A 26,744-nucleotide genomic window follows, 5' to 3' on the forward strand; every position below is an offset into this window, starting at 1 on the left:
CGTGTCCAGGGCGTCCCTCAGGCAAGCCTCTCTCGTCACCCGCAGCACCATAATCGCAGCATGTCCTCGGAGCATCCCGATTTCCAGGTCCAGACGCTGCTCAGCACGCCGATGGTCGAGCTGCGCGACGTGGTCTGCGCGGGGAGCTGCCGGCACAAGAGCGCGGTCGAACGCGCCAGCCGTACGCATCTGGTGTTTCCCTACCGCGGCACCTACGTGCGCCATGTCGACGCGGACGACGCGGTGGCGGACGCCAGCCAGGTGCTGTTCTTCAACGCCGGCGAGGATTACCGGATCAGCCACCCGAACCCGGGCGGCGATGCCAGCCTGTCGATGACGCTGGACGAGGTGCTGCTGCGCGAGATCGCCCCGGCCGAGCTGCTGGCGCCAGGTGAGCCGCTGCGCTTTCGGCAGACGCGCTTGCGCATCGACCCGCGCGCGCAGGTGCTGGTGGCCTTGCTGCGCCACTCGCTGCGCGAGGGCGTGGCCGAGCCGATGGAAGGCGAGAGCCTCGCGTTGACGCTCGCGCATCGTGCGCTGGCACCGCGCACGACCCACGTGGCCGGCGCCAGCCAGGCGCGTCAGCGGCTGGTCGATCGCGCCAAGCTGGTGCTGGTACGCGACCTGGCGCGGCGCTGGACGCTGGCCGAGGTGGCGGCGGAGGTTGGCGTTTCGGCGGTCTATCTCACCCAGAGCTTCCACCAGGTGGAGGGTGTGCCGCTGTACCGCTACCAGCTGCGGCTGCGGCTGGCGCGCGCGCTGGATCTGCTGCGCGACTACGAGGATCTGGCTGCGCTGGGCATGGAGCTGGGCTTCTCCAGCCACAGCCACTTCACCGCGGCGTTCCAGAAAATGTACGGGCGCACGCCCAGTGAGTTCCGGCAGATCGCGCTGCGGCGCTGATCGCTAAAGTTTTCGATAGCTGCCGGAAGTCGCACGGGGGTCTACTGTCTCCACCCCGCGCGGGGTCGATCACCTTCCTGCCCGGCCCCCATGAGCGGGGCGGCGCTGGAAGGTCTCTCTTCCCGTTTTGCAAGGAGAACCGACATGAGCAAGCGAACCTGTGCTGCCTGCGATTACGAACTGGACGACACCGCCATCCAGGTGCGGATCGGCGGGGCGGTCGTCGAGGTGTGCTGCGACGAGTGTGCGACGAAGCTGAAGGAGGCCTACGCCTCCGCGCAGGCTGCGCAGCAAGCCTGAGCCGATGGTGGCCGCGACGGCGGCACCGTGTGTCGCCGTCCTTTCCGAATACTTTTCTGGATAACCCGCTGGAGTTGGATGTGACCACACAGAACGACAAGGCCCGGCTGTTCCATGCCCTGCATGTGCGCGGCCAGCCGCTGGTGCTGTTCAACGCCTGGGATGCAGGCAGCGCGCGCGCCGTGGCCGAGGCCGGTGCCGGCGCGGTCGCCACCGGCAGCTGGTCGGTGGCCGCCGCCAACGGTTTCGCGGATGGCGAGCAGATGCCGTTTCCGTTCGCACTGGACAACCTGCGCCGCATCGTTGCCGCGGTCACCCAGCCGGTGACCATCGACCTGGAAAGCGGCTATGGCGAGACGCCGGCGCATGTCGCCGCCACCGTGGCCGCCGCGCTCGAGGCCGGCGCCGTCGGTTGCAACCTGGAGGACAGCTTTCCGGCCGACGGCAGCCTGCGCGACGCGGCCGACCAGGCCGTGCGTCTGTCCGCCGCGCGCCAGGCGGCGGACCAGGCCGGCACGCCGTTGTTCATCAACGCGCGTACCGACGTGTTTTTCCAGAGGCCGGCCGAAGCGCACGACATGGGCATGGTGGAAGAGGCGCTGCGGCGCGCCCGCCTCTATGCCGACGCCGGGGCCAGCGGCCTGTTCGTGCCCGGGGTGATCGCCGAGCCCCTGATCGCGCGCCTGGCCGACGCCTCGCCGCTGCCGCTCAACATCATGGTGTTGCCCGGCGTGCCCGGCCGCGCGCGCCTGGCCGAGCTCGGCGTGGCCCGCATCAGCCACGGCCCCGGCCCTTATCGCGGTGCCATGCAGTGGCTGACGGAAGCGGCTCGGGCTGCGATGGGCTGAGCGGAGCGACTCGGGCCTGCCGATTGACGACCGAAGGCCTTCACCGGAGTGCGCCGGCGGTGGCATGGATGGGCTGGAGTGGTCAGTGGCCAGGTCGCTGTCATGGAAGACGGCCGGGGGCTGGGCAGAAACCGGGGTGAAGCGCGAGGGTCAGGTTCACCTGCAAGGCAACTGTCAGAGCAAACCTTTCCAGGAACTCGCTGTGGGTTCCCTCGCGGGCCACACGGGGCACAACGCCTCCACCGCTTCCATCAGCTCGACCCAGTCGGACAGATCGTCTTTTGCCGGCGGCGAAACCGACACGACGTAGCCCCCGACCAGCGGCTCGGCCACCCGATCAGGAGGATTCGTCGGCAATTTGGGCGAGGAGCTCATCGAGCCATTCCGTGCGATCGAACAAGGCGAAGTATTCGCGGACTTCGGCCATGTTGAGCTTCCCGCGCTGGGCCCGCAACAGCGCCCGGATGTCGTCGAGGTCGCGGGTGCGGGACGGGTTGTTGACCAGCGCCTGGAGCTTGAATCCGATCAGGCCTTCGGCACTGATCACGCGTAGCGATCCCAAGGCCGTGGAACGCTCCGCTGCGTCGGCAAGCAAACGCCGTGCGATAGGGCGATGCGCGTACAGCAAGTCCAGACCCTCATCGCCGCGCAGATAGTTGGCGGCATCCTCGCTGCGATGCACGCAGCGATAGCCCAGGTCGAGCAGGATGCCGTGCAGCCGGTCTGCGTCGTCCGCATCGGCGAGGAAGTCCACGTCCCGGGTAGCGCGCACGACCTGATGAGCCGCCAGCGCCAGTCCGCCGATCAGTGCAGGCGTCGTCCTGCAGCCGGTGAATGCGGTAAGGGCTTGTTTGATCTGATCGACAAGGCGCGACATGCGCTACATGTTCCGCCAAAAGCCGGGTCGAAGGATACTTTCCAGTTGGCGGTGTCTGGCAGCGAGGGACTTGGCGGGAGGCGCCGCGATCGCATCCATGGCGTCCGGACGGTAGGGAGCAGGAAGTCGTCGCGCGATCAGCTCAGCTTCCGCCGCAACCACTCCGCTCCCTGCGATGCCCCAAGACACGCCAGCAGCGCCAGCACCCACGGATTGCCGGCGACCGACCACGCGGCTGGATCGGCCTGGAACCAGCTGCCGCCCTGCAGCACGGCGACGACAAGGCCGGCGATGACGAGGGCGGCAAGCAGCAGGCGGGTGAGCTGTTTCTCCAAGCCGGTTTCCGGGGCGGTGGCGGCGGTGGGTACGGGGCCGGCCCCGGCGGCGAGCCGTTCGGCGAAGTCGATGGGCAGGCCGATCGCATCGTCGGCGCGAGCGGCGGCGTCGATGCGCCGATAGGCGGCTTCGCGGGCATCGGCTGGTGCGCGGCCCTCGCGTGCGGCCTGCAGTGCCGCTTCCTGTGCCTGCCACTCGCGGGCGGCGGCAGGCTGTTCGAAGAAATCGATGTCGCGATGCTTGCTCATGACGGAACTCCCAGCCGGGTTTCCAGCGTCTCGCGCAGTTTCAGGCGCGTGCGGAACAGGTGGCTCTTGATGGTGCCGGCGGCCAGGCCGGTGACCTGCGCGATCTCGGGAATGCTCAGTTCGTCCAGATGATAAAGCGTGAGCACGGTGCGTGGCAGCGGGGGCAGGGTGTCGATGGCGGCCAGCAGGTGGCCGTGCATCTCCTCGTCGGCGCAGTCGCTTTCCAGGTCGCGGCCGTCGCCGATCGAGTCCAGCAGCGAGAGGTCGTCGTCCTCGCCCAGCGCGTTGTCGACGATGGCGATGCGCTTGCGCTCCAGGTGGCGCAGCGCGACGGTGTAGGCGACCCGGCCGATCCACGACTTCAGCGCGCTCTCGTGGCGGTACTGGTGCAGGTGCTGGTGCACCTTGAGGAAGGTGTCCTGGCACAACTCGCGGGCATCCTCCGGATTGCGCACCATGCGCTGGATGATGTGCCAGCACAGCCCCTGGTACTCGCGCACGAGGCGCGCGAACGCACCCGGCTTGTTCGCCAGTACGGCATCCACCAGGGCGCGGTCGTCGGTCATCGGGTGCGAGCTTCCATCGGGGCACAGATACGCGCATGTGCCGGACGGTTGCATCGGTGTGGGATGACTTTTGGGAGGGGCTTTTTGCGGGACGAGGCTGTTGTCCTTGGACGCTTCGGCGTGCGCCTCGCCTGAGAGCTTGCGACGCCGCCCCTTTTTGGACGTCATTCCCGCGAAAGCGGGAATCCACTTTGATCCTATGGAGGGGGCAACATGGATGACCGGCATACGCCGTTGAAAGGCTCCTCCCGCTTTCGCGGGAATGAGGTCGGTATACAGGAGGCTATCTGGCGAGGGGCCAGGACCCGCGCCGGAGCCCATCCATGCGAGCCTTGGGGCAGGCCGCGAGTCCGGATGCAACCGCCGTCGCGGTGCCCGTATCTATGGCCCCGTCACCCAACCACCGCTGGAGCACCCCATGATCGACGGCAACCTGATCCCCATTGTCCTGTTCCTCTGCATCACCTACGCCATCAAGTCGGTCATCGATGCGCGCTTTCGCCAGAAGATGGTCGGCGTGGGCGGCTCGGAGGAGCTGATCCGCTCGATCCTGCAGGGCGAGGAGGTGCGCCGCCGTCACGCCTCGCTGCGCTGGGGCATCATCCTGCTGGCGCTGGCCGGCGGCTTCGCCCTGATCCAGCAGTCCGACTGGCATGAGCTGACCCCCGGCATGATCGCCGTGCTGGCCGGCGCCACGGGCCTGGGCAACCTGGTGTACTTCGCGATCGCCCGCAAGCTGAACTGATCGCCCCGCCCGCGGCCGCGTCCTGCGGCCTGAGGGCACCCGCGCCGGCGCACGCTCCGCCGCCGGCGCCGCTCCTCCCCCTGTCCCTGCGCATCGAGTGCCGCGTGAACGCGGCGCCGCGGAGCCGTGCGCGCCCGTCGTGGAGAATCCCCATGTCCAAGACCCTGATCGCCCTGCTCGTCGCCCTGCCGTTCGCGGCACCGGCCGCCGCCACCCAGTACCTGCGCGTGGTCAATGCGGCTGCTTCGCCCATCGTCGCGGTGGAAGCCGCGCCGGTCGGCTCCTCCGAATGGGCCCAGCTGACGCTGGCCGACCGCCCGCTGGCGCAGGGGCACCAGTTGGGCGTGGCTGTGCACGGCGTGTACCGCTGCCGCTACGACGTTCACGTGATCCACGCCGACGGCAGCGAGACGTTGTCGCGCGGTTTCAACCTGTGCCGTCACCTGCGTTCCGGCCCGCCGACCCTGACCGCCCGCGTGGACGAGGCCTGAGCCTCTTCCGCCACGCCGCGGCTTGTCCGCGGCGTGGCGACGCAGGTCCGCCCATGCGGGCCGCGCTGGCAGCGGCGACACCTTGCGCGAAGCCGCCCCCGGGACTCCGGGGCGGGTCGCTACCGGGCCGCATCGCAGCATGCGGCCCGGGACGGGGCCGGATTATGATCGGCGGATGATCACGCGCTCTTTCCCCGTCCCCACCTTTCGTGCCGCCACCGCGGCAGATATCCCGGCCGTGGTGGCCCTGGTCGAATCGGCCTATCGCGGCGAGTCCGGCCGGCGTGGCTGGACCACCGAATCGAACCTGCTCGACGGCCAGCGCACCGATGCGCAGGACGTCGGCGAGGCGATCGGCCGTGCGGACAGCCTGGTGCTGCTGGCCGAGCTCGATGGCGTGCTGGTGTCGTGCTGCCATCTGGAGAAGCAGGACGGTGCGGCCTACTTCGGCATGTTCGCGGTCGATCCCGCGCGGCAGACCGGCGGCATCGGCAAGCAGGTGATCGCCGAGGCCGAACGCGTGGCGCGCGAGCGCTGGGGCGTGGACCGCATGCGCATGACGGTGATCGTGCAGCGCGAGGAGCTGATCGCCTTCTACGAGCGCCGCGGCTACGTGCGCACCGGCCAGAGCAAGCCGTTCCCGTACGGCGACGAGCGCTTCGGCATCCCGCGCCGCGACGACCTGCGCTTCGAGGTGCTGGAAAAGCCGCTGGCCGGGGTGGCCGCATGAGCGGCCCGGCGGGCTGGGTGAAGGTGGGCACCCGCAGCGAGATCCTTCCCGGCGAGTTCCGCATCGCCTGGGACGGCGACACCGCGATCGCGGTCTACAACATCGACGGCGACCTCTACGCCATCGAGGACGTGTGCACCCACGACGGCGCCGAGCTGGCCGGTGGCGAGGTGCATGGTTTCGAGGTGGAATGCGTGCGCCACGGCGCGCGCTTCGACCTGCGTACCGGCGCGGTGACCTGCCCGCCGGCCTACGAGCCGGTCGCCACCTTCCCGGTGCGCGAGGAGGACGGCTTCATCTGGACGCGCGACGACCGCTGATCGCGGGCGGCGGGAGCCGCGTCCTTGGAGGGGAAAGGGGCATTCATGGGGAACAGGGAGGCACCGCGGGGGCGGGCCGTTATCGCGTTCGCGGTGTTGTTCGTGCTGTACCAGTCGGCCGAGGGGATCGGCCAGCGGCTGCTGCACAGTTTTCCGCTGCAGGCGGCGCTGATGATCACCTGCGTGCTGGCGGCCTGGCCGCTGTCGCGCTGGCTGGGCTGGCGCGGTTACGGCGCCTATGCACTGGACCGGCGCTCCTCGTCGGCGGCATGGCTGGCATTCGGGCTGGTGGTGGCGCTGATCGCCAACGCGCTGGCGATCCTGGTCGGTGAGCGGCTCGGCATCTATGCGCCGACCGGACCGGCGCTGTCCGCGGCCGGTTTCCATGCGCTGCTCGCCGCCTTGCCGGTGCTGGCGCTGTCCACGTTCGTGCCGTCGCTTGCCGAGGACATCCTGACGCGCGGCTTCTGGTACCGCGCGGCCGGCATCACCTGGCCCCGAGGCGTCGTCTTCGTCGTGTTTTCGGCCGGCTATTTCTTGCTCAACCACCTGTACCGGCTGGAGCGGGGGCCGAACGAGTGGCTGATGATCTTCTGCATGGGCGTCGCCTACGCCACCGCGCTGTGCCGTGCCGGCACGCTGTGGGCCGCGGTCGGCCTGCACTGGGGCTGGAACCTGGCCAACGGCGTGCTCGATCCGCTGTTGCCGGCGGACACGGTCGATGTGGCCGGCAGCCGCTGGCTGATCGCCGGCGTGCATCTGCTGGTCGCGTTGCTGGTGGTGGCGGTGCCGCCGCCGTCACGGGTGGTAGATGAAGGCCAGCGATTGCGTCCACTGCGTGGCTGACCCGAAGCGGCTCACCAGCGGGCTGTTTGCCGCGCCGCCGAGCAGGCGTCCGTAGACCACCGAGAGCGCCAGGCCGGTGTGCTTGCTGGTCGGCAGATACAGGTCGTACTCCAGCGAGGCCATTTCGCTGCCACCGCCAGGGCGCCAGGCGCGAACGCCGAGCGCGCTGGCGGAGGCCTGTCCGATGCCGAAGAAACGGTTCATCGCGGCGCCGTTCATCAGCGACCAGCGCACGCTCGCCGCCTGCTCCAGCGGGCCGATCGACGGCAGGTCGGTGTCGGCGTACAGGTTGAGGTAGGCGCCGGCGCCGGCGGTGTCGTGGCTGAGGTTGGTCCCCACATCCACGGATTTGTTCAGCTGCCACTCGAGGTAGCCGCCGGCATTCAGGCGGGGCGCCAGGCTGGGCACCTTGCCGCCGAGCGGACCCAGGTCGGTGCGTTCGCGGCCCCACTGGTAGCTGCCGTAGAAGCCGCCGCGCAGCGCGGGGCCGTGCAGCAGCTCCACCTCCAGCCCGTCCAGCGTGGACAGGCTGCCGATCCCGGGCAGTTCGACATCGATGTACGGCACCGGATCCTCGCGCTGGTGCCGCGAACCGGGCCAGGCAGGCATGCGCTGCATTCCCACGCCTACCGCAACCACGGTACTCTCGCTGGCCCTGGCGGCAAGCGGAAGCATCGTGAGTGTCAGGGAGATGGACAGGATGAGTCGGGCGCTCGATGGCATGGGCGTCGTGGGGTTTCGGGCAGGGATCCGGTTTTCCGGTCAACGCGCGAGGCGCGCCAGCGATGACATCCGGGCCATCGCAAGAATCGCAAGAAAGGGAAAGGACGGGGAAAGACTGCCTGCCTAGCCTTTCACCATGCCTACGAACGTGAAGACGCCTGTGCCTGTTTCCGGTTGGACCATCCTGTGTGACTTCGACGGCACCATTTCCGTCGAGGACGTGATCGACTCGCTGCTCGACCGCTACGGCCGCCCCGGCTGGGAAGCGCTGGAGCAGGACTGGCGTGCCGGTCGCATCGGCTCGCGCGAATGCATGAGCGGGCAGGTCGCCCTGCTCGACATGACGCGCGAGCAGCTCGACACCCATCTGTCTCACCTGTGGATCGACCACGCCTTCCCCGGCTTCGTGGCCAAGGCGCGCGAACTGGGCGTGCCGATCCGCGTGGTCAGCGACGGCCTGGACTACGCGATCCACAAGATCCTCGGCCGCTACGGCCTCGACGACCTGCCGCTGGCCGCCAACCACCTGGCGCCGGGCACGCCGCCGCAGCGCTGGCAGCTCACCTCGCCGTTCCAGGCCGAGGGTTGCCGCAGCGGTACCTGCAAGTGCGCCTGCGTGGCGCAGGCCCGCGCCTCCGGCACCACCCGTACCCTGCTGATCGGCGACGGCGCCTCGGATTTCTGCGCCGCCGACCGCGTCGACTTCGTGTTCGCCAAGCATCGCCTGATCGAGCATTGCCGGGCCGCCGGCATCCCCTACGTGCCGATCACCGGCTTCGAGGACGCGCTCGACTTCCTGCCCCGCCTGCTCGACGGCAGCCTGCTCGCCGAGGCGACGCAGGACGCCGTGGCTACCCCCTGATCCCTACTTCTTTTTCCGGTAATTTCATGAACGCTTTCGACAAGAACACCGGCCTGGTGATCGACGACGCGCAGCTGCTCGCCGACGAGGCCAAGTACAGCTCCTTCGGCGACACCGTCCACTACGTGGACCCGCCGAAGATCTTCCGTACCTGCAACGGCAGCTACATGTACGACACGGCAGGCACGCCGTTCCTGGACCTGCAGATGTGGTACTCGGCGGTCAACTTCGGTTACGCCAACCAGCGCCTCAACAACGTGCTGAAGAACCAGATCGACCTGCTGCCGCAGGTGGCCAGCCAGTACCTGCACCAGACCCGCATCGAGCTGGCCAAGACCATCGCGCTCGATGCGAAGAAGAAGTTCGGCCTCGACGGCCGCGTGCACTTCAACGTGGGCGGCGCGCAGGCGATCGAGGATTCGCTCAAGCTGGTGCGCAACTTCAAGAACGGCAAGAGCCTGATGTTCGCCTTCGAGGGCGGCTATCACGGCCGCACCCTGGGCGCCTCGTCGATCACCTCCAGCTACCGCTACCGCCGCCGCTTCGGCCACTTCGGCGAGCGCGCGATGTTCCTGCCGTTCCCGTACCCGTTCCGACGCCCGAAGGGCATGACCGCGGAAGAGTATTCGGAGAACTGCGTGAACCAGTTCGCCCGCCTGTTCGAGACCGAATACAACGGCGTGTGGGACCCGAAGACTGGCCAGTGCGAGTACGCCGCGTTCTACGTCGAGCCGATCCAGGGCACCGGCGGCTACGTCGTCCCGCCGATGGGCTTCTTCAAGGGCCTGAAGAAGGTGCTCGACCAGTACGGCATCCTGATGGTGGTCGACGAGATCCAGATGGGTTTCTGGCGCACCGGCAAGCTGTGGTCGATCGAGCACTTCGGCGTGGTGCCGGATGCGGTGGTCTTCGGCAAGGCGCTGACCAACGGCCTGAACCCGCTCTCCGGCCTGTGGGCGCGCGAGGAGATGATCAACCCGACCATCTTCCCGCCGGGCTCCACCCACTCCACCTTCAACTCCAATCCGCTGGGCACCTCGCTGGGCCTGGAGGTGATGAAGATGGGCTACGAGCTGGACTACGAGACCTCCGTACCGAAGAAGGGCGCGCACTTCCTGGAGGGCCTGAAGGACCTGCAGAAGAAGCACAAGGAGATCGGCGACGTCGACGGCCTGGGCCTGGCGCTGCGCGCCGAGATCTGCACCGACGACGGCTTCACCCCGAACAAGGCGCTGCTCGACCGCATGGTCGACATCGGCCTGGCCGGCGACCTGGAGCACAACGGCAAGAAGATCGGACTCGTGCTCGACGTCGGCGGCTGGTACAAGAACGTCATCACCTTCGCCCCCTCGCTGGAAATCACCCACGAGGAGATCGACCTGGCCATCGCACTGCTGGATCAGCTGATCACCAAGGCGAAGCGTTCGATGTAATTCCAACCAGGGACGCTTTCGACATGACCGAGCCGCAATCCATCGACGCCATCCGCGACCAGGTGTTCGCGATCATCGCCAAGCAGGCGAAGATCGACGTGGCCACCATCCGCAACGATTCCACCCTGAAGGACCTGGGCGTGGCGTCGCTGGACGCGATCGAGGTGATCTTCGATATCGAGGAACACTTCGACATCCACTTCCCCGACCAGGGCACCAACTTCGACACCGACACGGTGCAGCACCTGATCGATGCCGTGGTGGCCGCCCAGGCTGCCGGCGGGGAAGGCGGCGCGCAGTGACCGAAGTCGACAACCGCGCCATCGCCATCACCGGCATGGGCGCGATCAGCGCCTTCGGTGAAGGTGCCGAGGCCCTGTGGTCCGGGTTGCGCGAGGGGCAAAGCGGCATACGCCCGCTGCGCCACGAGCGCGCCGCCGACCTGCGCGTGCGCATCGCCGCGCAGGTGCCGGAGAGCTTCGATCCGGCCGCGCATTTCGGCGAGCGCGCGCTGCCGATGCTCGATCGCGCCTCGCAGTTCGCGCTGTTCGCGGCGAACGAGGCGATCGCCCAGTCCGGCCTGGATTTCGCCGCCGGCGGTCTCGGTGGCCGCACCGGCGTGGTGGTCGGTACCGGCGTGGGTGGCGAGACCACCCAGGATGAGCAGAGCCGCCGTCTCTACGCGGAAAACGCCACGCGCCTGCATCCGCTTACCATCGTGCGGCTGATGATCAACGCACCGGCCAGCCAGATCAGCATGGCGCACGGCCTGCGTGGGCCGTCGTTCGCGGTGGCCAGTGCGTGCGCGTCCACCAATCACGCCATTGCCCAGGCTGCGTTGATGATCCGCGCCGGCCTGATCGACGTCGCCGTGGCCGGCGGTACCGAAGCCTGCCTCAGCTACGGCGCGTTGCGCGCGTGGGAAGCCATGCGCGTGCTGGCCGACGACACCTGCCGTCCGTTCAGCGCCAATCGCCGCGGCCTGGTGTTGGGTGAGGGCGCCGGTGTCTTCGTGCTCGAGTCGATGGCCCATGCGCAGGCGCGCGGTGCCAACATCCTCGGCGTGCTGGCCGGCGTGGGCATGAGTGCCGACGCCGGCGACATCGTGGCCCCCGACCCGGCCGGCAGCGGTTCGGCGATGACCCAGGCGCTGGCCGACGCGGGTCTGGCACCCGAGGACATCGACTACATCAACGCCCACGGCACCGGCACGCCAGCAAACGACCCCACCGAGACGCGGGCGATCCATGCCGTGTTCGGCGCCCATGCTCCGAAGCTGGCGGTGTCCTCGACCAAGTCGATGCACGGCCATGCGCTGGGCGCTTCTGGCGCGCTGGAGCTGGTCGCGGTGCTCGGTGCGCTGCGCGACGGCGTGGTGCCGCCGACCGCCAACCTGGACATGGCCGATCCGGCCTGCGACCTGGACTATGTGCCCAACCAGCCGCGCCAGCTCAAGGTGCGCGCGGCACTCAGCAACTCCTTTGCGTTCGGCGGCCTCAACGCCGTGCTGGCGGTGCGCGCCGCCTGAGGCATCGGGCGCGCACGGTCGACGACGTCCATGGCCTATCTCGCTCAACTGGAGCCGGAGAACCTGCTGCGGCAGTTCCTTGCCCATCCGCCGGACGGCTTTGTGGCCGCCACCACGCCCTCGGGCATGCCCACCTTCGTGGCACCGTTCGACCTGCTGACCACGGCGGACGACGCGCTGCGCCAGCGGGTGATGGCCTTGCCGGGCTATGCCCGCTGGGGTCGCCTGTTGCGTTGGCGCACCCGCTTCGTCGGCTGCACTGCGACCGAGTTCGCACCGTTGCCGCGTAACGCCGAACCCGAAGCGCTGGCAGGCGAGTTGGTGTCCGGCTACGGCCGCGACTGCGCACTGTTGGTGGTGAAGGACATCGCCCCGGAATCGCCGCTGCTGGACGTGGCCGACAACCTGCGCTCGGCCGCGCTGGCGCGTGCGCTGGAGGCAGAGGGTTGTGTGCTGCTCGAGGGCATGGCGCTGGCCTGGGTGCCGATCGATTTCGACAGTGAAGAGGATTATCTCGCGCGCCTCTCGCGCAGCCGCCGCAAGGAGATGAAGCGCAAGCTGCGCTCGCGCGCGGACCTGCGTATCGAGACCTGGCGCACCGGCGACGCGGCCTTCGCGATCGAATCGGTGATGGAGCGCTTCATCGCGCTGTACGAAAACGTCTACGCACAGAGCGAGATCCACTTCGACCACCTCTCGGCCGATTACCTGCGTGCGCTGCTGCGCGATGCCGGCAGCGGCGGCCTGGTGTTCACCTACTTCGCCGGCGACGAGCTGATCGGCTGGAACCTCTGCTACGAGTACGCCGGCAAGCTGGTGGACAAGTACATCGGGCTGGCCTATCCGGCCGCGCGCGAGCACAACCTGTACTTCGTCAGCTGGATGGAGAACCTCGAGCACGCGCGGCGTCGCGGGCTGAGCCATTACGTGGCCGGCTGGACCGATACCGCGGTCAAGCGCCAGCTCGGTGCGCGTTTCTGCATGACCCGGCACGCGGTCTACGTGCGCAACCCGCTGTTGCGCGCGCTGTTCCGCCGCATCGCCCACCACTTCGAAAGCGAGCCGGTGCAGCCGGCCAAGGCCATGGACCCGGCATGACCCGCCCCATCGTCCTCGATATCGACCGTTCCGTCGGGCCGCTGCCGCAGCGGCTGGTGATTCCGCTAGAGCACTGGCAGGAAGCGCTGCGCTTCGGCTGTTCGCTGCGCATCATGGAACGCTTCCGGCGCGTGCTCGACGATACCCTGCCGGCCGAGCACGGCACGGTGATGCTGGGCAGCGGCGATTTCCATCACCTGACCTGGCCGCTGGTCGAGCGCGTGCGCGCTGCCGTGCCGTTCCAGGTGGTGGTGCTGGACAACCACCCGGACAACATGCGCTACCCGTTCGGCGTGCACTGCGGCTCTTGGGTACGCCGCGTGGCGATGCTGCCGACGGTCAGCCACGTGCACGTGGTCGGCATCGGTTCGTCCGACATCGGTGCCGGCCATGCCTGGGAGAACTACCGCACGCCGCTGCGCGAGGGGCGCCTGAGCTACTGGAGCGTGGGCGTGGACGTGGACTGGGCGGCGCGTGCCGGATTGGCGCACGCATTTCATGCCTTCGATGACGCCGGTGCGCTGGTGCAGGCGTTCGCTGCCGAGCAGCGTGATGCGCCGCTGCCGACCTACCTGTCGATCGACAAGGACGTGTTCGCCGCCGACGTGGCCCGCACCAACTGGGACCAGGGCCATTTCAAGCTGTCCCACGCGATCGGCGTGATCGACAGCCTGCGCGCCGGCGGCCTGGTCGGCAGCGACATCACCGGCGAGATCTCCGCCTACCGCTACCGCAGTTGGTGGAAACGGCGGCTGGCCGCGATCGATGACCAACCGGAAGTGGACGTCGGCGAACTGGCCGAGTGGCAGGCGCAGCAGCACGCGCTGAACGGCGAGCTGCTGCGCGCGATCGAGGGCGTCGCCGCGGCAGGTTGAGGCGGACGGACGCTCAGTCCTTGCCGTCGTCGATGCTGTTCTCCAGTAGCTTGCCGTCGCGCGCGTCCACGCCCACTTCGTGAACGACGCCTTTGGCGCGGATGTCGAACGAGTAGCGCAGGCCGCTGCCGCCGCGCTCGGTTTCCAGTTCTTCCTTGACGATCTTCCCGGGCACGGCGTGCAGCGCGATGGCCCGCGCGGTCGCGATGTCGATCTTCGGTGCAGGCTTCGTGGCGGCGAAGGCGGAACCGCACAGGGCAAGGCTGGCGGCGAGAACGGCGAGTTTGCGCATGATGGAATCCTCGTGTGGACAATGTGGCCACCTCTCCGCGGTGGGTCGCGGGGTGGCTACGCCAGCCTCAGGGATGGCACTTAGTTCGGGCTTATCGCCGGCTTAGGCCGGGCTTACGGAAGCCGTGGCGTTCAGTCGAGCATGGGGGCGAGCACCGCGACGATGTGCTCGAACGAGGCGTCGTCAAGCCAGTGGCTGTTGCTGATGGTGATTGCCCGCGCGGCGAAGTCGGTGGCGTGCGGTGTCGACGTGCGCGGCACGCGGTCGGCGAGGTAGGCGTAGTCCGGCAGTGCGTGCACGAACAGCCGGCTCACGCCGAGGCCGGAGGTCCACAGCGCGGCCAGCGCCGCGCGGGCCCGGTGCGCGTCGGGCATCAGCAACATCAGGAACGGCCAGCTGCCGGCGGTGTGCGGGGTCTCCCCGAACACGGTCACCCCGGGCAGCGCGCGCAACCGGGCGACGCGCGCCAGTGCGCGCGTGCGATTGGCTGCAAGGAAGGCCGGCAGCCGGGTCGCCGCGCGCGAGCCCACGCCGCGGCGCCAGCGCCCGACGCGATGGAATGGAATCTCGGGCGGGAAATGGTCGCCGACCGCGGCGACCGGATCGCCCTCGCGCAGCGCACGGCGCAGCGGTACGCCGTAGGCCAGCCGCAGCCCGAGCGGGTGGTACAAAGCGGCCAGGCCGAGCAGCTCCAGGCTGCGCCGTAGCTCCCAGCCGGGCTTTGCCGGCACGTCGCGTGCGGCGGTGGCGTACAGGGCATGGCGCAGGTCGTCGTCACGCGTCACCAGCAGGCCGCCCTCGAAGATCGACAGGCCCTTGCCGGCGGCGAGGCTGAAGAAACCGATGTCGCCGCGCAGCCCCACGCTGTGGCCGCCGTCGCGCGCGCCCAGCGCCTGCGCGGCGTCCTCGATCACGAAGGCGCCGTGCTCGCGGGCGACATCCAGTGGCGCGTCGAGATCGGCGACCAGGCCGCCGAGATGTGTCGGGACGATCGCCAGTGTGCGCTCGTCGCAAAGCTCGGCGAGCGCACGGCGGTCCATGTCCCAGTGGTCCGGACGGGTGTCGCACAGGCGCAGGGTCAGACCCAGCCGGTGCACGGCAATGGCCACCAGCGGACAGGTGAAGGCCGGTACCACGACCACGTCGCGGCCAGGCGCGCGCTCGCGCAGCGTCGCCAGGGCAATCAGCAGGGCCGCGGTGCCGGAGCATTCCAGCTGCAGCGGCGGCGTTCCCAGTTGCGCCGCCAGTCGCCCGGCGAGCGCGTCGCCCCGCGGCAGCAGGTCGGCGGCCTGCAGGGGCAGGCCGGCGGTTGGGGGGATCTCGCGCAGCCGGCGGAGCATGACGGTCACGCCGCGTCGGGCGGCGCTTCCTCGCGTTCGGCCAGGCCCAGGCAGACGATACCGGCGATGATCGCCGTCGCGCCGATCAGCTTGGTCGCCGTGAGCGGCTCGTGGAACAGCCATACCGACAGCAGCATCACGCTGACCACCTCCAGGTGCGACGCGGCGAAGGCCGGACCGATCGGTGCGTGCTTGAGCAGGCTCATCCAGGTGAAGAAGGCGCCGAGGTAGCCGAGCACCGCGCCGTACACCCACGGCTCGCCGAACAGCCGCCACAGCCAGGCCACGCTGGCCTCGACCGGCAGCGCATGGTTGCCGGCCATCTTGAAGGAGATCTGCGTGAGCGTGTCGAACGTCATCAGCAGGGCGAAGCCGACCAGGTAGAAGCGCTTCATGCGCCGGCTCCCACGATCGCCACGCCGGCGCTCACCAGCAGGATGCCGGCCACGCGCAACCGGGTGAGTTTCTCGCCGAACAGGAAACGCCCGGCGACCATGATCGCCACGATGTTGATCGACCCCAGCAGCACGCCTTCAGACAGCGGCACCAGCGAGAGGAAGGCGATCCAAACCAGGAACTCGAACACGTAGCAACCCACGCCCAGCCACAGCCAGGGGCGCGAAGCCATGTACTTCCAGCGGGCGAAGCCGTCGCCGGCAGCCGGATCGCCTGCCGCCGCCTTGAAGGCGAGCTGGCCGCCGGTATCCAGCACCACGTTGGCCAGCCAGAGTGCGACGGTGAGCAGCGGCACGGCCGGCCTCAGGCCGCCGCCGCGACGGCGTCGCGGCCGGCCACGATGGCGTCGAAGAAGCGCGCGGACCGCTCGATCAGCGTGCGGCGCTCCTTGTCGATGGTGATCATGTGGTAGCTGTCGTCCAGCAGCAGCAGTTCGGTCGGCGCGTTCACGCCGCGCAGCACGGTCTCGGCATTGCGCACGCTGGCCACGTCGTCCTCGCTGGCGTGGGCGACCAGGCAGGGCGAGACCACCTTCGGCAGCAGGCCGCGCACGTGGTTGGACAGCTGGTAAAGGTCGGCCAGCGAGTGCCAGGGGTTGCCGAGCAGGCCGGCCACGGTACTGTCGCCCGAGCGCATCGCCGCGGCGACCTGGTTGCGCAGGCGTTCGTCGCGCAGGCCGTAGGGGGGCTGTTCCTCGAACATGCGGTGGCGGCCCAGGCCGAGCTTCTTCACCAGCGGCAACAGGAACGACAGCTTCGCCGTCCACGGGATGCTCCAGCCGTCGTAGCGGAAGGTGGCGCCGTATACGCCGACACCGGCGACCTGCCGCGGCCGCTCGGCGGCGAGCTTGAGCGAGAGCAGGGCGCCCATCGACAAACCGCCGACGAACAGGTGATCGACCCGCTCCAGCAGTTTGTCGGCGGCGGCCTCCACACTGGCATACCAGTCCCGCCAGCCGGTGGCGAGCAGGTCGTCGATGTCGCCGCAGTGGCCGGCCAGCTGCATGCCGTAGACGGTGAAGCCGGCGTTGTTCAGGCCCTTGGCGAGCAGGCGCATCTCCATCGGCGTGCCGGTCAGGCCGTGGATCAGCAGCACGCCGCGGCGGTCGCCTTCGAGGAGAAAATCGGTGGGTCGGATCACGGGGTATTCCTGCGCATGGGCTGACAGCCTGCCGGGTGCGCTTTTCAGTGGACTTTCGCGGGGTTGGCGGGTTGGCCGAAGCGGACCAGCACCCGCTGGCCCACCCGCACATCGTCGGGCGGCGGCCGGTCGAAGGCCAGGACGCAGTTCACGGTGCGCAGATTGGCCCGCTGCTGCGGGTCGTCCTCCAGCGTGGACGGACCCACCACGCGGCCGATGCGCAGCACGTGGGCCGGCCAGCTGCGGTCCGCACCGCTGCCGTCGGTGCTGACGGTGGCCGTCATGCCGACCTTCACCGCGTCGACGTAGGATTCGCTCAGTTCCGCCCGCACGATCGGCGGGGTCAGCGGCAGCAGGGTGAACAGGGCGCCGGAGGCGGGCGAGACGCTGGCACCGGTCTGCGCGGTGATCTTGACCACCTGGGCGGCCAGCGGTGCGCGCAGGGTCCGCAGGTCCAGCTCATAGCGGGCCGCGTCGCGCTTCTGGGTGGCCATCGCCACCGCCGCGTCGGCCCCCGCACGCTCGGCCACCAGCGACTGCACGGCAGCAGCGGCGGCATCGGCGCTCTGGCCATCGCCGGCGCCGGCCTGGGCCGCTTCGGCCAGCCGTTTGGCCTGGACCTGGCTGGTCTTCAGCTTGCCGTCGATCAGCTCGCGCTGGGCCTTCGCCTGCGCCAGTGCGGCCTCAGCTGCCTCCAACTGCAGGCGGGCCGGCTCCGGGTCCAGCGTCGCCAGCACCTGTCCCCTGGCCACGCGGTCGCCCTCGTGCACGTCGACCGCGGTCAGGGTGCCCTCGCGCGCCACGTCGAGCTTGAGCAGGCCGCCCTCGACGTCGATGCGGCCGCGGGCGACGGCGGCATAGGTGGGAGCGACGCTGGCGGGCGTCGGCGGGGTCTCGTGCGAGCAGCCGGCGGCCGCCAGCAACAGGGGTACGAGCAGGGTGAGGTGCAGCGGCTTCATGGCGCGGTTCCTTCGGGCGTCGCGGCCGGCGGCGCGGGACGGCGGTCGCTGAGGATGCGGCCATCCTCCATCGACAGCACGCGGTCGGCGTGACGGATCAGGCGGGGATCATGGCTCACGCACAGCACGGTGGTGCCATGGGTGCGGGCGATCCGGTGGAGGATATCGATGATGGTCTGGCCGTTGGCGGCATCCAGCGCGCTGGTCGGTTCGTCGGCGAACAGCAGTTCGGGCTGCTTGGCCAGCGCGCGGGCGATCGCCACGCGTTGCTTTTCGCCGCCGGACAGCTCGCTGGGGCGCAGGTGCATGCGCGGGGTCATGCCGACCTCGTCCAGCGACTGGGTGGCGCGCTCGCGCGCCTGCCGGCCGGACAGGCCCAGGTAGTGCAGCGGCAGTTCCACCTGCTCCAGCCCGGTGAGCGCGGGGAACAGGTTGAAGCCCTGGAAGACGAAGCCGGTATGCAGCAGGCGGAAGCGCTCCAGCGCGCGGCTGTCCAGCCCGCCCAGCTCGCTGCCCAGCGCGATCACGCGGCCGGCATCGACCTTCTGCAGGCCGCTGAGGATCGCCAGCAGCGTGCTCTTGCCGCAGCCGGACGGTCCGGAGATCAGGGTCAGTTCGCCGGCCTCGATCGACAGCGTGAGGCCGTCCAGCACCTGGGTGCGCACCTTGCCGGAGACGAACGCCTTGGCGATGCCCTCGGCGCGCAGGGCCGGGCCGACGGTTGCAGTGGCAGTCACGGGCGCGGGACGGCTCATCGCAGCAGGCTCGCCGGGTCGGCGCGGCGCAGGCTGCGCATCGCCACCAGGCCGGAGACGGCGGCCAGGGCCATCGCCAGCACCACGCACAGCAGGGTGATCGGGATGTTCAGCACCACCGGCACGTCCTGGCTGCGCGCGGCCACCAGCAGCAGGAAGCCGAGCACGGTGGCGCCGAGCAGGCCGATCGCGCCGACCCAGAAGGCCTGCTCCAGCACTACCCAGCGCAGGTTGCCGACGCCGACGCCCAGCGCGTTCAGCGTGGCGTACTCGCGCACCGAGCCGGCCACCGCGGCCATCAGGGTCTGGCTGGTGATTACCGCGCCGACCAGGAACACGATGCCGGCCAGGAACACCACGCCAGCGCCCGCGCCGGTGTCGAGCATCCAGTACAGCACCGAGCGGCGCGCGAACGTGCGCGCGGTCCACACGTCGTAGGGGCCGAAGCCCTTGTCGCCGCGCAGGCGCGCGGCCACCGCGTCGGCCTGGGCGGGATCGTGCAGGCGGGCGAGCAGGTAGGTCGGGCGGCCCAGGTCGGTGGGGTCGTTGTCGAGCTGGCGCGCGGTATCCAGCGAGGTCACCACGTTGACGCCGCCGAGTGCACGCAGCCCGCTGCTCTCGCCGACCACGCGCACGCGGTGGCCGTTGATCACCGCGGTGTCGCCGACCGTCACGCCCAGCTTGTCGACGTCCGCGCGGTCCACGATTACCGCATCGGGTTCGGCCAGTCGCTCGCGCAGCGCCGGCGGCAGCGCCTGCGAGAACATCAGCCCGTCGGCGCGTGCGTCGATACCGGTGACGTAGACCGACTCGCCGCCGGTGTCGTGGGCGCCGCGCCAGTCGGCGTCGACCCAGTAGAACGGCTCGACCCTCGCCACCGCCGGGTCCATGCGAAGGCGCATTTCCACGTCCGGGTCGATCGGCCGGCCCAGACTCACGCTCTGCGTGCCGGGGTAGCCGATCCACAGGTCGGCGCTGGAACCGGTGATGTACACGCTGGCGCTGGAGAAGATGCCCAGCACCAGCGCCGCCTGCAGCAGCTGCAGCAGGCCGGCGAAGCCGACGGCCAGGATCGCCGGCAGGAAGCGCCGCCACTCGTACACCAGTGTCTTGCGGGCCAGCGCGACCATCAGCGCGGCTCCTTGCCGACGTCGGCGGCAGACGCCGCGTCGTCAGGCAGCGGCGCGCCGCCCAGCGCCTTGTACAGGCGGACGAAGGCCAGGTCGCGGGCGGCGGTCGCCTCGGTCAGCGCCAGTGACGCCTGTGCCAGCGCCAGCTGGCTGTCGATCTGCTCGGCGGGCGCGGCCAGATGCAGTTGCACGCGGGTGGCGGAAGCCTGCTCGGCGCGGGCCAGCGCCGCATGGGCGCGTTTGCTCGCATCCTGCCGTTCGCGCTGGCGCTCAAGCTGGCCGAGCGAGGTTTCCACTTCGGCCACGCCCTCCAGCACGGCCTGGCGGTAGGCGTACACGCTGGCCTTCAGGTCGTGCTTGCTGGCGCGCAGCTCGGCTTCGCGCGCGCCCCAGTCGAACAGCGGGATGTCGATCGCCGGGCCGGCCGAGAGCAGGGCATTGTCGCTGGTGCGACGGTGAGTGGTGAGGTTGGTCGACCACACCAGTGAGCCCCCCAGGCCCAGCCGCGGCAACAGGTCGGCACGGGCGATGCCGGCGTCGCCCGCGGCCCGGAGTACCTCGGCCTCGGCGCGGGCGATTTCCGGGCGCGTGCGCAGCAGGTCGGCCGGGGCCTGGTCGATGCGAAGCTCACCCAGCGAGGGCACTGGCGCCGGCTTCAGCCACGCAGGATCGGGTTCATTGCGGCCCAGCAGCACGGCCAGTTGCTGGGACAGGCGGTCGATCTCGCCGCGCGGCTCGGCCAGGGCGGCCTCGGCCTGGGCCAAGTCCGCCTCGGCCTGGGACTCGGTCTGCGGGGCGGCTAGTCGCAGCCGGACGCGTACCTGCGCCTGCTGCAACAGGCGCTGGCGCAGGTCGCGCATGGCATCGAGCGTTGCCTCGCGCTGCTGGGCGGCGCGCAGCTCGAGCCAGTCGCGCACGACCTCGCCGACCAGGCTGACCCGGATCCGTTGCAACTCGGCCGCGCTGGCATCCACGGCGCCGCTCGCCTGGCGGTTCGTTGCCGTGCCGCGGCCGAACAGGTTCAGTTCCCAGGTGGCATCGAAGCCGGCGACGAAGAACGAGGCGCTGGCATCCGGATCGATGGCGTCCTCGGTCTTGGCGCGCAGGCGCGGCAGGTACTGGACCCGGGCGCTGCGGAAGCGCTCGCGCGAGGCGAGCAGGCGCTCGGTGGCTTCGGCCGCCTGCAGGTTGTCCCGTAGCGCGGTGTCGACCAAGGCGTCGAGTGCGGGGTCATGGAAGGCCCGCCACCAGCCGCGCAGGTCCACCGGCATCGCCGAGGCCTGCGGCACGGGGTGGTTCCAGCGGGTCGGGACGGGCGCATCCAGCTTCGGCACGTCGATGCCGGCACAACCCGCCAGCAGGCCGATCGAAACGGCCAGCGTGGCGCGCGCAAACCGATGGGTGAAGCGCATGTCAGCGCCGGATCGTGTCGACCCGGGAGCTTGCCCGGTCCGGGCCGGAGGTGCAGCAGAAGGAGAAAAACGTGGCGGGGAGGAGCGCTGGGCGGGTCATTGCGAAAGATTCCACGATATGGGTTTCATCAACTTTTCGATGGCGACGGAAACTGCAGGCCGATCCTGAGTCCGCCCCCGACGGCCGCGCCAAAACCGAGGCGCGCATCATGTTGCTGGGCGATCTGCTGCACGATCGCCAGGCCCAGGCCGGTGCCCGATGCCTGGGTGCCTGCCACGCGAAAGAAGCGCTCGCCGAGGCGCTCGAGCGCTTCCGGGGGGACGCCGGGGCCGGAGTCCTCCACCTGCAGCAGCACCCCCTGGTCGGGCAAGGGCAGCACGCTCACGGTGGCCCGGGCGCCCTGGCCGGCATAGCGCAGGATATTGTCGATCAGGTTGTCCAGCAGTTCCTGCAGCGCGGCGGCGTCGCCGTGGATCACCGCAGGGTGGTCGGGGCCCTGGTAGCCAAGGTCGATCCCCGCGCGCAGCGCCTCCGGGATGCGCATTTCGACGGCCCGGGGCACCAGCTTGGCGAGGTCGACGTCGCCGGTGGTCGAGCGTTCCTTCCACGGGCTCTGCGCACGGGTCAGCGCGAGCAGCTGGGTGGAGGTACGGGCGGTGCGCTCGGTCAGCTGTTCGATGTGCTCCAGTGCATCGCGTACCACCGCGGGGTCGCTGCTGCCCCGGGCGCGGTCGACATGCAGGCGCAGCCCGGCCAGCGGCGTGCGCAACTGGTGCGCGGCATCGGCGATGAAGCGCTCCTGCAGCGACAGCACGGTGCGCAAGCGCTCGAACAGGCCGTCGATGGTGCGGGTGAGCGGCAGGATCTCCACCGGGACGTCGGCCCCGGTGATCGGCTCCAGCTCGTGTTCGCGCATCGCCAGGCGCCGGGTCAGCGGATGCAGGATGCGCAGTCCGCGCGTCACACCCAGCCAGACCAGCGACAGCACGCTGAGGATCAGCCCGGTCTGCAGCGGTATGGCCAACAGCAGGATCTGCCGTGCACGGTGCTGGCGGTCGCGCAGGGTCTCGGCGATGGTCACCGTGAGCACGTCGGAGGGATCGGCGGGCGAGCGCAGGCTCAGTGCCGCGCCGCGCAGGGAGCGACCGGCGAGCCGGGAATAGAACAGTTCGGGACTGGCGTCGGCCGCCGGCGGCGGTGGCTGCTCGAAGTCGCCGTTGCCGCCCAGCAGCCCACGCTTGCTGGAGCGGACGCTGTAGTAGTTATGGCCGTCCGGCTCGTATTCGATAAGGAAGCGGGCTTCCTGCGGCAGGTCGCTGGAGACCTCGCCGGAGCGGAACATCTGCGCCAGCGTGCGCACGTCGTTGGCCAGATCCGCGTCGTGCACGCGGTTGGAGTAGTTGAGTGCCACGCCATAGGTGATCACCGCGTCGATGACCAGCAGCAACAGCATCGGCAACAGCAGGATGAACAGCAGCCGGCGCCGCAGGCTGGGGCGGCGCTGGCCGGCGGCCTCACTCATCGGCCGTTTCCTCAAGCAGATAGCCGAGGCCGCGCACCGTGCGCACGTTGGCGCCGCTGCCGTGCAGCTTGCGGCGCAGGCGATGGATGGCGATGTCCAGCCCGTTGTCGGTGAGGTCCTGGTCCCAGTTGCACAGCGCCTCGACCAGTTGGGCGCGGTTGGTAATGCGGTCCGGGCGGCTGGCCAGCGCCTCGATCAGGCCGAACTCGCGCGCGGTCAGCTCCAGCGGCGCGTCATCGATCCATGCGCGATGGCCGGGCAGGTCCAGGCGTAGCCGTCCGATACGGACCTCGGTGCTGCCCTTGCTCGCCGAGCGACGCAGCAGGGCGCGGACGCGGGCCTCGAACTCGGCCAGGGCGAACGGCTTCACCAGGTAGTCGTCGGCGCCCAGGTCGAGCACGCGCACGCGCTCGTTGAGGCCCTCCCGGGCCGTGATCACCAGTACCGGCACGCCTGAGCCACGCTGGCGCAGGCGATGCAGCACCTCACTGCCGTCGAGGCCCGGCAGGCCCAGGTCGAGCACCAGCAGGTCGTGGGCGCTGTCGCGCAGCGCGATATCCGCCTGCGCCCCGTTGGCCACGTGATCGACGGCATGGCCCCCCTGGCGCAGCGCATCGGTGATGGCGGCAGCGATGGCAGGGTCATCTTCGGCGATCAGGATGCGCATGGGACACCTTGGGGCGGGGGAGTCGGCGCGGGCTACGACAATGTCCACCGCCGGTAGTTGCAGTCGTACATGATGCCTTGCACACCCCCGGAAAGGCGACACGTCGCGCCCAGTCTTGCCGCCGCCGCTTGATTGTTCCAGTCTGGGGTGTTGCCGTACCACAGGGGGAGTCATGCGGTCTTCGTTCCGATCCGGCGGGTGGTTGCCCGTCCTGTTTGTCCTGGCGTGGCCGGTTGGGGCATTGGCCCGCCAGACCGCGCCAACGGCGCCTGCGGCCGATGTGCCCGCAGCGGCGGCTACTTCCACCACGCCATACGTGCCGATTCCGCTGGCCGCTCCGGACGCCGCGGCGGTCAGTACGCCGAGCGGGCCGAATGCCTGGGGGGGCGAGCGTACCGGCAATGAGCCGACGCTCTCCGACCGCGTGGTCAGCTACCACATCGACGCCGAGCTGGATGCCGCGAAACATGCGGTGCACGGCAAGGAGCAGCTGCAGTGGCGCAACCGCAGCGACCGCGAGGTGCGCAGCATCTACATGCACCTGTACCTGAACGCGTTCGCCAACGAGGGCAGCACCTTCTTCACCGAGCGCGAGGTACTCACCGCGCACGGCAGTTCGCGCGGCAACGCCAGCCTGAAAAAAGGACAGTGGGGCTGGATCGACCTGAACAGCGTGCGCCAGGCCGATACCGACCTGAAGTGGAGCTTCGTGCATCCGGACCACGGTCCGGCCACCGACCATACCGTGGTCCGCGTGGACCTGGCCCAGCCGGTGCCGCCGGGGGGCGAGCTGACCTTGGACATCGACTTCCTCAGCCAGTTGCCGCGGGTGGTCGAGCGCACCGGCTGGTTCGGCGACTTCAACCTGGTGGCGCAGTGGTTCCCGAAGATCGGCGTGCTGGAGCTGCCGGGCGAGCGTGGGGCCACCGAAGTGCGCTGGAACTGCCACGAGTTCCATTTCGACAGCGAGTTCTACGCCGACTTCGGCCTGTACGACGTCCGGCTGACGGTGCCTTCGGATTACACCGTGGGTGCGGTCGGCCAGCTCGATGGCCCGCCGCAGACCGCCGACGGCAAGACCACCTATCACTACGTGCAGGGCGACGTGCACGATTTCGCCTGGGTCGCCGCGAAGGGTTACCGGACGCTGGACGGCACCTACGAAGGGCCGGGTAGTCCAAAGGTGGCGGTGCGGGTGATCTACCCGCCCGAATACGTGGCCAGCGCCACGCCGGTGCTGAAGGCCAGCATCGACTCGCTGGGCTATTTCTCGAAGACGCTGGGCGCTTATCCCTACAAGACGCTGACGGCCGTCGTGCCGCCTTATAACGCCGGGGAGGCCGGCGGCATGGAGTACCCGACCTTCTTTACCGCCGAGGGCTACAAGGAGGTCGAGCCGGGTACGCTCACCCAGTTCGCGCTGGACTTCGTGACCATCCACGAGTTCGGTCACGGTTATTTCTACGGGATCCTGGCCTCAAACGAGTTCGAGGAGCCGATGCTCGACGAGGGTCTGAACGAGTACTGGGACCAGCGCATGCTGCGCGAGCGTGGCCAGGACATCGATCTTGCCTCGCCGCTGATGAAATGGCTGGGGATCGTGCCGCAGATGAGCGGGTTCACGGTGGAGCGCCTGACGGCCGGACTTCGCCGGCCCCCCGATCCGATCGGCGAGAACGCCTGGGATCGTCTTTCTTCCTCGAGCTACGGCAGTGTGTATTCGCGCACGGCGACCGCCATGCACGACCTGGAGGAGCGGCTCGGCAGGCCGGTGATGGAAAAGGCGTTCCGCGAGTACTACAAGCGCTGGCGCTACCGCCATCCGTCGGCCGCCGACCTGCGCGCGGCGCTGATCGACGTCTCCGGCAAGCCGGAGATCGTGAACCAGGTGTTCGACCAGACCGTGTACGGCACCGCCTGGGTCGATGACGCGGTGACCTCGATAGACAACGAAGAGATGCTGCCGCAGGCGGGCACGGAAGTTGTTGATGGCAAGCGCATCGAGGTCGATGCCGAAGCGCTGAAAAAGAACATCGCCAAGGCGCGCGCCGACTGGAAGAAAAAGCATCCGGACGATGCCTCTGGCCAGGGGCCTTACCGCTGGCGCAGCACAGTGACGGTGCGCCGATTCGGTGCTCCAGTGCCGCAGACCTTGCGAGTCACCTTTAGTGGAGGCAAGCACGCAGACGTGAACTGGGATGGCAGGGGGCGCTGGAAGCGTTTTGAGTTCATCGGAGACGGCACCGTGGTGTCGGCCGAGCTCGACCCGCAGCACACCGTCTACCTGGATGCCGACAAGCTCAACGACAGCTATGCCACCAAGGCCAATGGCGCCGCCTCGCGGCGCTGGGCGGCCGATGCCGCGGCGCTGCTGCAGAACCTGTATTCCTTGCTGGGGACCCTGTGATGGCCTGGAAAAACTCCCGCCGGGTCGACTTCGGCTCGGTCGCTGCCGCCCCGTTCGCCGCGATGCAGTGGCGCCTGCTGCTGCTCTGGGTGGTACTCCTGCTGCTGCCCACCGCGGTGCTGGTGCTGCCGCTGTGGAAGTCGCTCGGCGAGCTGCTCGATCACTCGGTGCATGTACCGGAGTGGGCGCAGTCCTTCCACGCGATGATGTTCGGCGACGTGGCGTCACAGCTTGGCCGTAACGGCGGCTGGCTCGGTGGTGCCGCGCTGGCCGGCATGACCGTGGCCATGGTGTTGCTTCCGCTGCTGCACGGCATGGTGGTGGCTTCGGGGCGAGCCGGTCGCGCGCTGGGCTTCGGCCACCTGCTGCAGAGTGGCCTGATCGAATACGGTCGCATGTTCCGGCTGATGTTGTGGTCGCTGCTGCCGTATGCGGTGGCGCTGGGCATGTCGGCCCTTGCGATGAAGGTCGCCGGCGAGCATGCCCGCGCCGATGTGCTGCAGTCGCAGGCCGACGCCGCCAGGCATGCCGCACTGTGGACGGCTCTGGTGCTCTTCGTGCTGGCGCAGGCGATCGTCGAGTCCTCCCGTGCCGCCTTCGTGGCCGACCTTGGACTGCGTTCGGCCACGCGCGCGTTCGGCCGTGGCGTGACGCAGCTGCTGCGGCGCCCGCTGAGCACCTTGCTGAGCTACCTGGTGATCAGCGCCATCGGCCTGGCGATCGCGCTGGCGCTGGGGGTCTGGCGCGCACACACGCCGGCGATCGGCCTGGGCGGCTTCCTGCTCGCGCTGGCGATCAGCCAGGTCACGGTCGCGGTGACCGGATGGATGCACGCGGCGAGGGTCTTCGCGCTGGCGCGGGTGGCCGGTTCGCTGGTGCCCGCACGCCGTGGGGGCTTCTCGCCGACGCGCTGAGTGCCGACGATCCCGGTCGC

General features: G+C 69.4%; 31 protein-coding genes. 16 read left to right on the plus strand and 15 right to left on the minus strand.

Annotated elements, in window-relative coordinates:
* Nucleotides 1–60: 60 nt before the first annotated feature.
* The 3 genes from NC595_RS10100 (at nt 61) to NC595_RS10110 (ending at nt 2,051) form a co-directional block, all read left to right on the plus strand.
* Nucleotides 61–903, plus strand: a complete 843-nt coding sequence (locus tag NC595_RS10100; protein WP_253566189.1) for a helix-turn-helix transcriptional regulator — start codon at nt 61–63, stop codon at nt 901–903.
* 144 nt (nt 904–1,047) lie between these two features.
* Entirely contained in the window at nt 1,048–1,203 is a 156-nt protein-coding gene (locus NC595_RS10105; protein WP_169816709.1) for a hypothetical protein, read from the plus strand.
* Between the two features lie 80 nt (nt 1,204–1,283).
* The gene (locus NC595_RS10110; RefSeq protein ID WP_253566190.1) at nt 1,284–2,051 is read left to right on the plus strand and encodes an isocitrate lyase/PEP mutase family protein; all 768 of its coding nucleotides are present in this window, start codon (nt 1,284–1,286) and stop codon (nt 2,049–2,051) included.
* A 337-nt stretch (nt 2,052–2,388) separates the two neighbouring features.
* Here the strand turns inward: NC595_RS10110 and NC595_RS10115 are convergent, their stop codons facing one another.
* The 3 genes from NC595_RS10115 to NC595_RS10125 all read right to left on the minus strand — a co-directional run bounded on the left by NC595_RS10115 (nt 2,389) and on the right by NC595_RS10125 (nt 4,078).
* Nucleotides 2,389–2,928 carry a nucleotidyltransferase family protein gene (locus NC595_RS10115; protein ID WP_253566191.1) on the minus strand — a complete coding sequence of 180 codons (540 nt, stop codon included), beginning with the start codon at nt 2,926–2,928 and terminating at the stop codon, nt 2,389–2,391.
* Between the two features lie 137 nt (nt 2,929–3,065).
* A complete protein-coding gene (locus NC595_RS10120) occupies nt 3,066–3,512 on the minus strand; it encodes a hypothetical protein (protein ID WP_253566192.1) in 447 nt (148 codons plus the stop codon).
* Nucleotides 3,509–4,078, minus strand: a complete 570-nt coding sequence (locus NC595_RS10125; RefSeq protein ID WP_253566193.1) for an RNA polymerase sigma factor — start codon at nt 4,076–4,078, stop codon at nt 3,509–3,511. The genes NC595_RS10120 and NC595_RS10125 overlap by 4 nt, the downstream gene beginning before the upstream one ends.
* Before the next feature lie 418 nt (nt 4,079–4,496).
* Between NC595_RS10125 and NC595_RS10130 the strand changes: the two genes are divergently transcribed.
* The 5 genes from NC595_RS10130 to NC595_RS10150 all read left to right on the plus strand — a co-directional run bounded on the left by NC595_RS10130 (nt 4,497) and on the right by NC595_RS10150 (nt 7,210).
* Complete coding sequence (locus NC595_RS10130) at nt 4,497–4,823, plus strand: hypothetical protein (RefSeq protein WP_253566194.1); 327 nt, start codon at nt 4,497–4,499, stop codon at nt 4,821–4,823.
* A gap of 152 nt (nt 4,824–4,975) precedes the next feature.
* Nucleotides 4,976–5,314: a hypothetical protein gene (locus tag NC595_RS10135; protein WP_253566195.1), complete on the plus strand. Its 339-nt coding sequence runs from the start codon at nt 4,976–4,978 to the stop codon at nt 5,312–5,314.
* Nucleotides 5,315–5,489: 175 nt separating this feature from the next.
* Nucleotides 5,490–6,044, plus strand: a complete 555-nt coding sequence (locus NC595_RS10140) for a GNAT family N-acetyltransferase (RefSeq protein ID WP_253566196.1) — start codon at nt 5,490–5,492, stop codon at nt 6,042–6,044.
* The gene (locus NC595_RS10145; protein WP_017463303.1) at nt 6,041–6,364 is read left to right on the plus strand and encodes a non-heme iron oxygenase ferredoxin subunit; all 324 of its coding nucleotides are present in this window, start codon (nt 6,041–6,043) and stop codon (nt 6,362–6,364) included. Before NC595_RS10140 ends, NC595_RS10145 begins: the two co-directional genes overlap by 4 nt.
* Nucleotides 6,365–6,409: 45 nt before the next feature.
* Nucleotides 6,410–7,210 (plus strand): CPBP family intramembrane glutamic endopeptidase, encoded by an 801-nt coding sequence (locus tag NC595_RS10150; RefSeq protein ID WP_253566197.1) that lies wholly within the window; start codon nt 6,410–6,412, stop codon nt 7,208–7,210.
* Here NC595_RS10150 and NC595_RS10155 read toward each other — a convergent pair.
* On the minus strand, nt 7,163–7,819 hold the full coding sequence (locus tag NC595_RS10155) for a MipA/OmpV family protein (protein WP_253566198.1): 657 nt from the start codon (nt 7,817–7,819) through the stop codon (nt 7,163–7,165). The genes NC595_RS10150 and NC595_RS10155 overlap by 48 nt on opposite strands.
* A 250-nt stretch (nt 7,820–8,069) precedes the next feature.
* On the opposite strand from NC595_RS10155, the gene NC595_RS10160 reads away from it, so the two are divergent.
* From NC595_RS10160 to NC595_RS10185, 6 genes are read left to right on the plus strand one after another with little or no spacing between them, the layout of a single operon-like run.
* Nucleotides 8,070–8,795, plus strand: coding sequence for an MtnX-like HAD-IB family phosphatase (locus tag NC595_RS10160; protein WP_253566199.1), 726 nt, complete (start codon nt 8,070–8,072; stop codon nt 8,793–8,795).
* A 26-nt stretch (nt 8,796–8,821) separates the two neighbouring features.
* Nucleotides 8,822–10,228 carry an aspartate aminotransferase family protein gene (locus NC595_RS10165; RefSeq protein ID WP_253566200.1) on the plus strand — a complete coding sequence of 469 codons (1,407 nt, stop codon included), beginning with the start codon at nt 8,822–8,824 and terminating at the stop codon, nt 10,226–10,228.
* A gap of 23 nt (nt 10,229–10,251) precedes the next feature.
* Nucleotides 10,252–10,530 carry an acyl carrier protein gene (locus NC595_RS10170; RefSeq protein WP_063672099.1) on the plus strand — a complete coding sequence of 93 codons (279 nt, stop codon included), beginning with the start codon at nt 10,252–10,254 and terminating at the stop codon, nt 10,528–10,530.
* On the plus strand, nt 10,527–11,756 hold the full coding sequence (locus NC595_RS10175; protein ID WP_343214900.1) for a beta-ketoacyl-[acyl-carrier-protein] synthase family protein: 1,230 nt from the start codon (nt 10,527–10,529) through the stop codon (nt 11,754–11,756). Before NC595_RS10170 ends, NC595_RS10175 begins: the two co-directional genes overlap by 4 nt.
* Before the next feature lie 30 nt (nt 11,757–11,786).
* Nucleotides 11,787–12,854, plus strand: coding sequence for a GNAT family N-acetyltransferase (locus tag NC595_RS10180; RefSeq protein ID WP_253566201.1), 1,068 nt, complete (start codon nt 11,787–11,789; stop codon nt 12,852–12,854).
* Nucleotides 12,851–13,729, plus strand: coding sequence for an arginase family protein (locus NC595_RS10185; RefSeq protein ID WP_253566202.1), 879 nt, complete (start codon nt 12,851–12,853; stop codon nt 13,727–13,729). The genes NC595_RS10180 and NC595_RS10185 overlap by 4 nt, the downstream gene beginning before the upstream one ends.
* A gap of 13 nt (nt 13,730–13,742) precedes the next feature.
* Here the strand turns inward: NC595_RS10185 and NC595_RS10190 are convergent, their stop codons facing one another.
* From NC595_RS10190 to NC595_RS10240, 11 genes are all read right to left on the minus strand, one after another.
* A complete protein-coding gene (locus NC595_RS10190) occupies nt 13,743–14,021 on the minus strand; it encodes a PepSY domain-containing protein (protein WP_253566203.1) in 279 nt (92 codons plus the stop codon).
* 131 nt (nt 14,022–14,152) lie between these two features.
* Nucleotides 14,153–15,361, minus strand: coding sequence for a DegT/DnrJ/EryC1/StrS family aminotransferase (locus tag NC595_RS10195; RefSeq protein ID WP_253566813.1), 1,209 nt, complete (start codon nt 15,359–15,361; stop codon nt 14,153–14,155).
* A gap of 5 nt (nt 15,362–15,366) precedes the next feature.
* Complete coding sequence (locus NC595_RS10200; RefSeq protein ID WP_253566204.1) at nt 15,367–15,756, minus strand: DMT family transporter; 390 nt, start codon at nt 15,754–15,756, stop codon at nt 15,367–15,369.
* Nucleotides 15,753–16,112, minus strand: coding sequence for an EamA family transporter (locus tag NC595_RS10205; RefSeq protein ID WP_253566205.1), 360 nt, complete (start codon nt 16,110–16,112; stop codon nt 15,753–15,755). Before NC595_RS10205 ends, NC595_RS10200 begins: the two co-directional genes overlap by 4 nt.
* Before the next feature lie 8 nt (nt 16,113–16,120).
* The gene (locus NC595_RS10210; RefSeq protein WP_253566206.1) at nt 16,121–16,957 is read right to left on the minus strand and encodes an alpha/beta hydrolase; all 837 of its coding nucleotides are present in this window, start codon (nt 16,955–16,957) and stop codon (nt 16,121–16,123) included.
* A 44-nt stretch (nt 16,958–17,001) separates the two neighbouring features.
* Nucleotides 17,002–17,916: an HlyD family secretion protein gene (locus NC595_RS10215; RefSeq protein ID WP_253566207.1), complete on the minus strand. Its 915-nt coding sequence runs from the start codon at nt 17,914–17,916 to the stop codon at nt 17,002–17,004.
* Nucleotides 17,913–18,671: an ABC transporter ATP-binding protein gene (locus NC595_RS10220; protein WP_253566208.1), complete on the minus strand. Its 759-nt coding sequence runs from the start codon at nt 18,669–18,671 to the stop codon at nt 17,913–17,915. The genes NC595_RS10215 and NC595_RS10220 overlap by 4 nt, the downstream gene beginning before the upstream one ends.
* A complete protein-coding gene (locus NC595_RS10225) occupies nt 18,668–19,801 on the minus strand; it encodes an ABC transporter permease (protein ID WP_253566209.1) in 1,134 nt (377 codons plus the stop codon). Before NC595_RS10225 ends, NC595_RS10220 begins: the two co-directional genes overlap by 4 nt.
* Nucleotides 19,801–21,213, minus strand: a complete 1,413-nt coding sequence (locus NC595_RS10230; protein ID WP_253566210.1) for a TolC family protein — start codon at nt 21,211–21,213, stop codon at nt 19,801–19,803. Before NC595_RS10230 ends, NC595_RS10225 begins: the two co-directional genes overlap by 1 nt.
* 128 nt (nt 21,214–21,341) lie before the next feature.
* Nucleotides 21,342–22,736 (minus strand): sensor histidine kinase, encoded by a 1,395-nt coding sequence (locus NC595_RS10235; protein ID WP_253566211.1) that lies wholly within the window; start codon nt 22,734–22,736, stop codon nt 21,342–21,344.
* Nucleotides 22,729–23,403, minus strand: coding sequence for a response regulator (locus NC595_RS10240; RefSeq protein ID WP_017462456.1), 675 nt, complete (start codon nt 23,401–23,403; stop codon nt 22,729–22,731). Before NC595_RS10240 ends, NC595_RS10235 begins: the two co-directional genes overlap by 8 nt.
* Before the next feature lie 241 nt (nt 23,404–23,644).
* On the opposite strand from NC595_RS10240, the gene NC595_RS10245 reads away from it, so the two are divergent.
* Nucleotides 23,645–25,810: a M1 family metallopeptidase gene (locus NC595_RS10245; RefSeq protein WP_343214901.1), complete on the plus strand. Its 2,166-nt coding sequence runs from the start codon at nt 23,645–23,647 to the stop codon at nt 25,808–25,810.
* On the plus strand, nt 25,810–26,724 hold the full coding sequence (locus NC595_RS10250) for a hypothetical protein (RefSeq protein ID WP_253566213.1): 915 nt from the start codon (nt 25,810–25,812) through the stop codon (nt 26,722–26,724). Before NC595_RS10245 ends, NC595_RS10250 begins: the two co-directional genes overlap by 1 nt.
* The last annotated feature ends 20 nt before the right edge of the window (nt 26,725–26,744 follow it).

Source organism: Dyella lutea (assembly GCF_024158035.1).
GTDB classification, from domain to species: Bacteria; Pseudomonadota; Gammaproteobacteria; order Xanthomonadales; family Rhodanobacteraceae; genus Dyella_A; species Dyella_A lutea.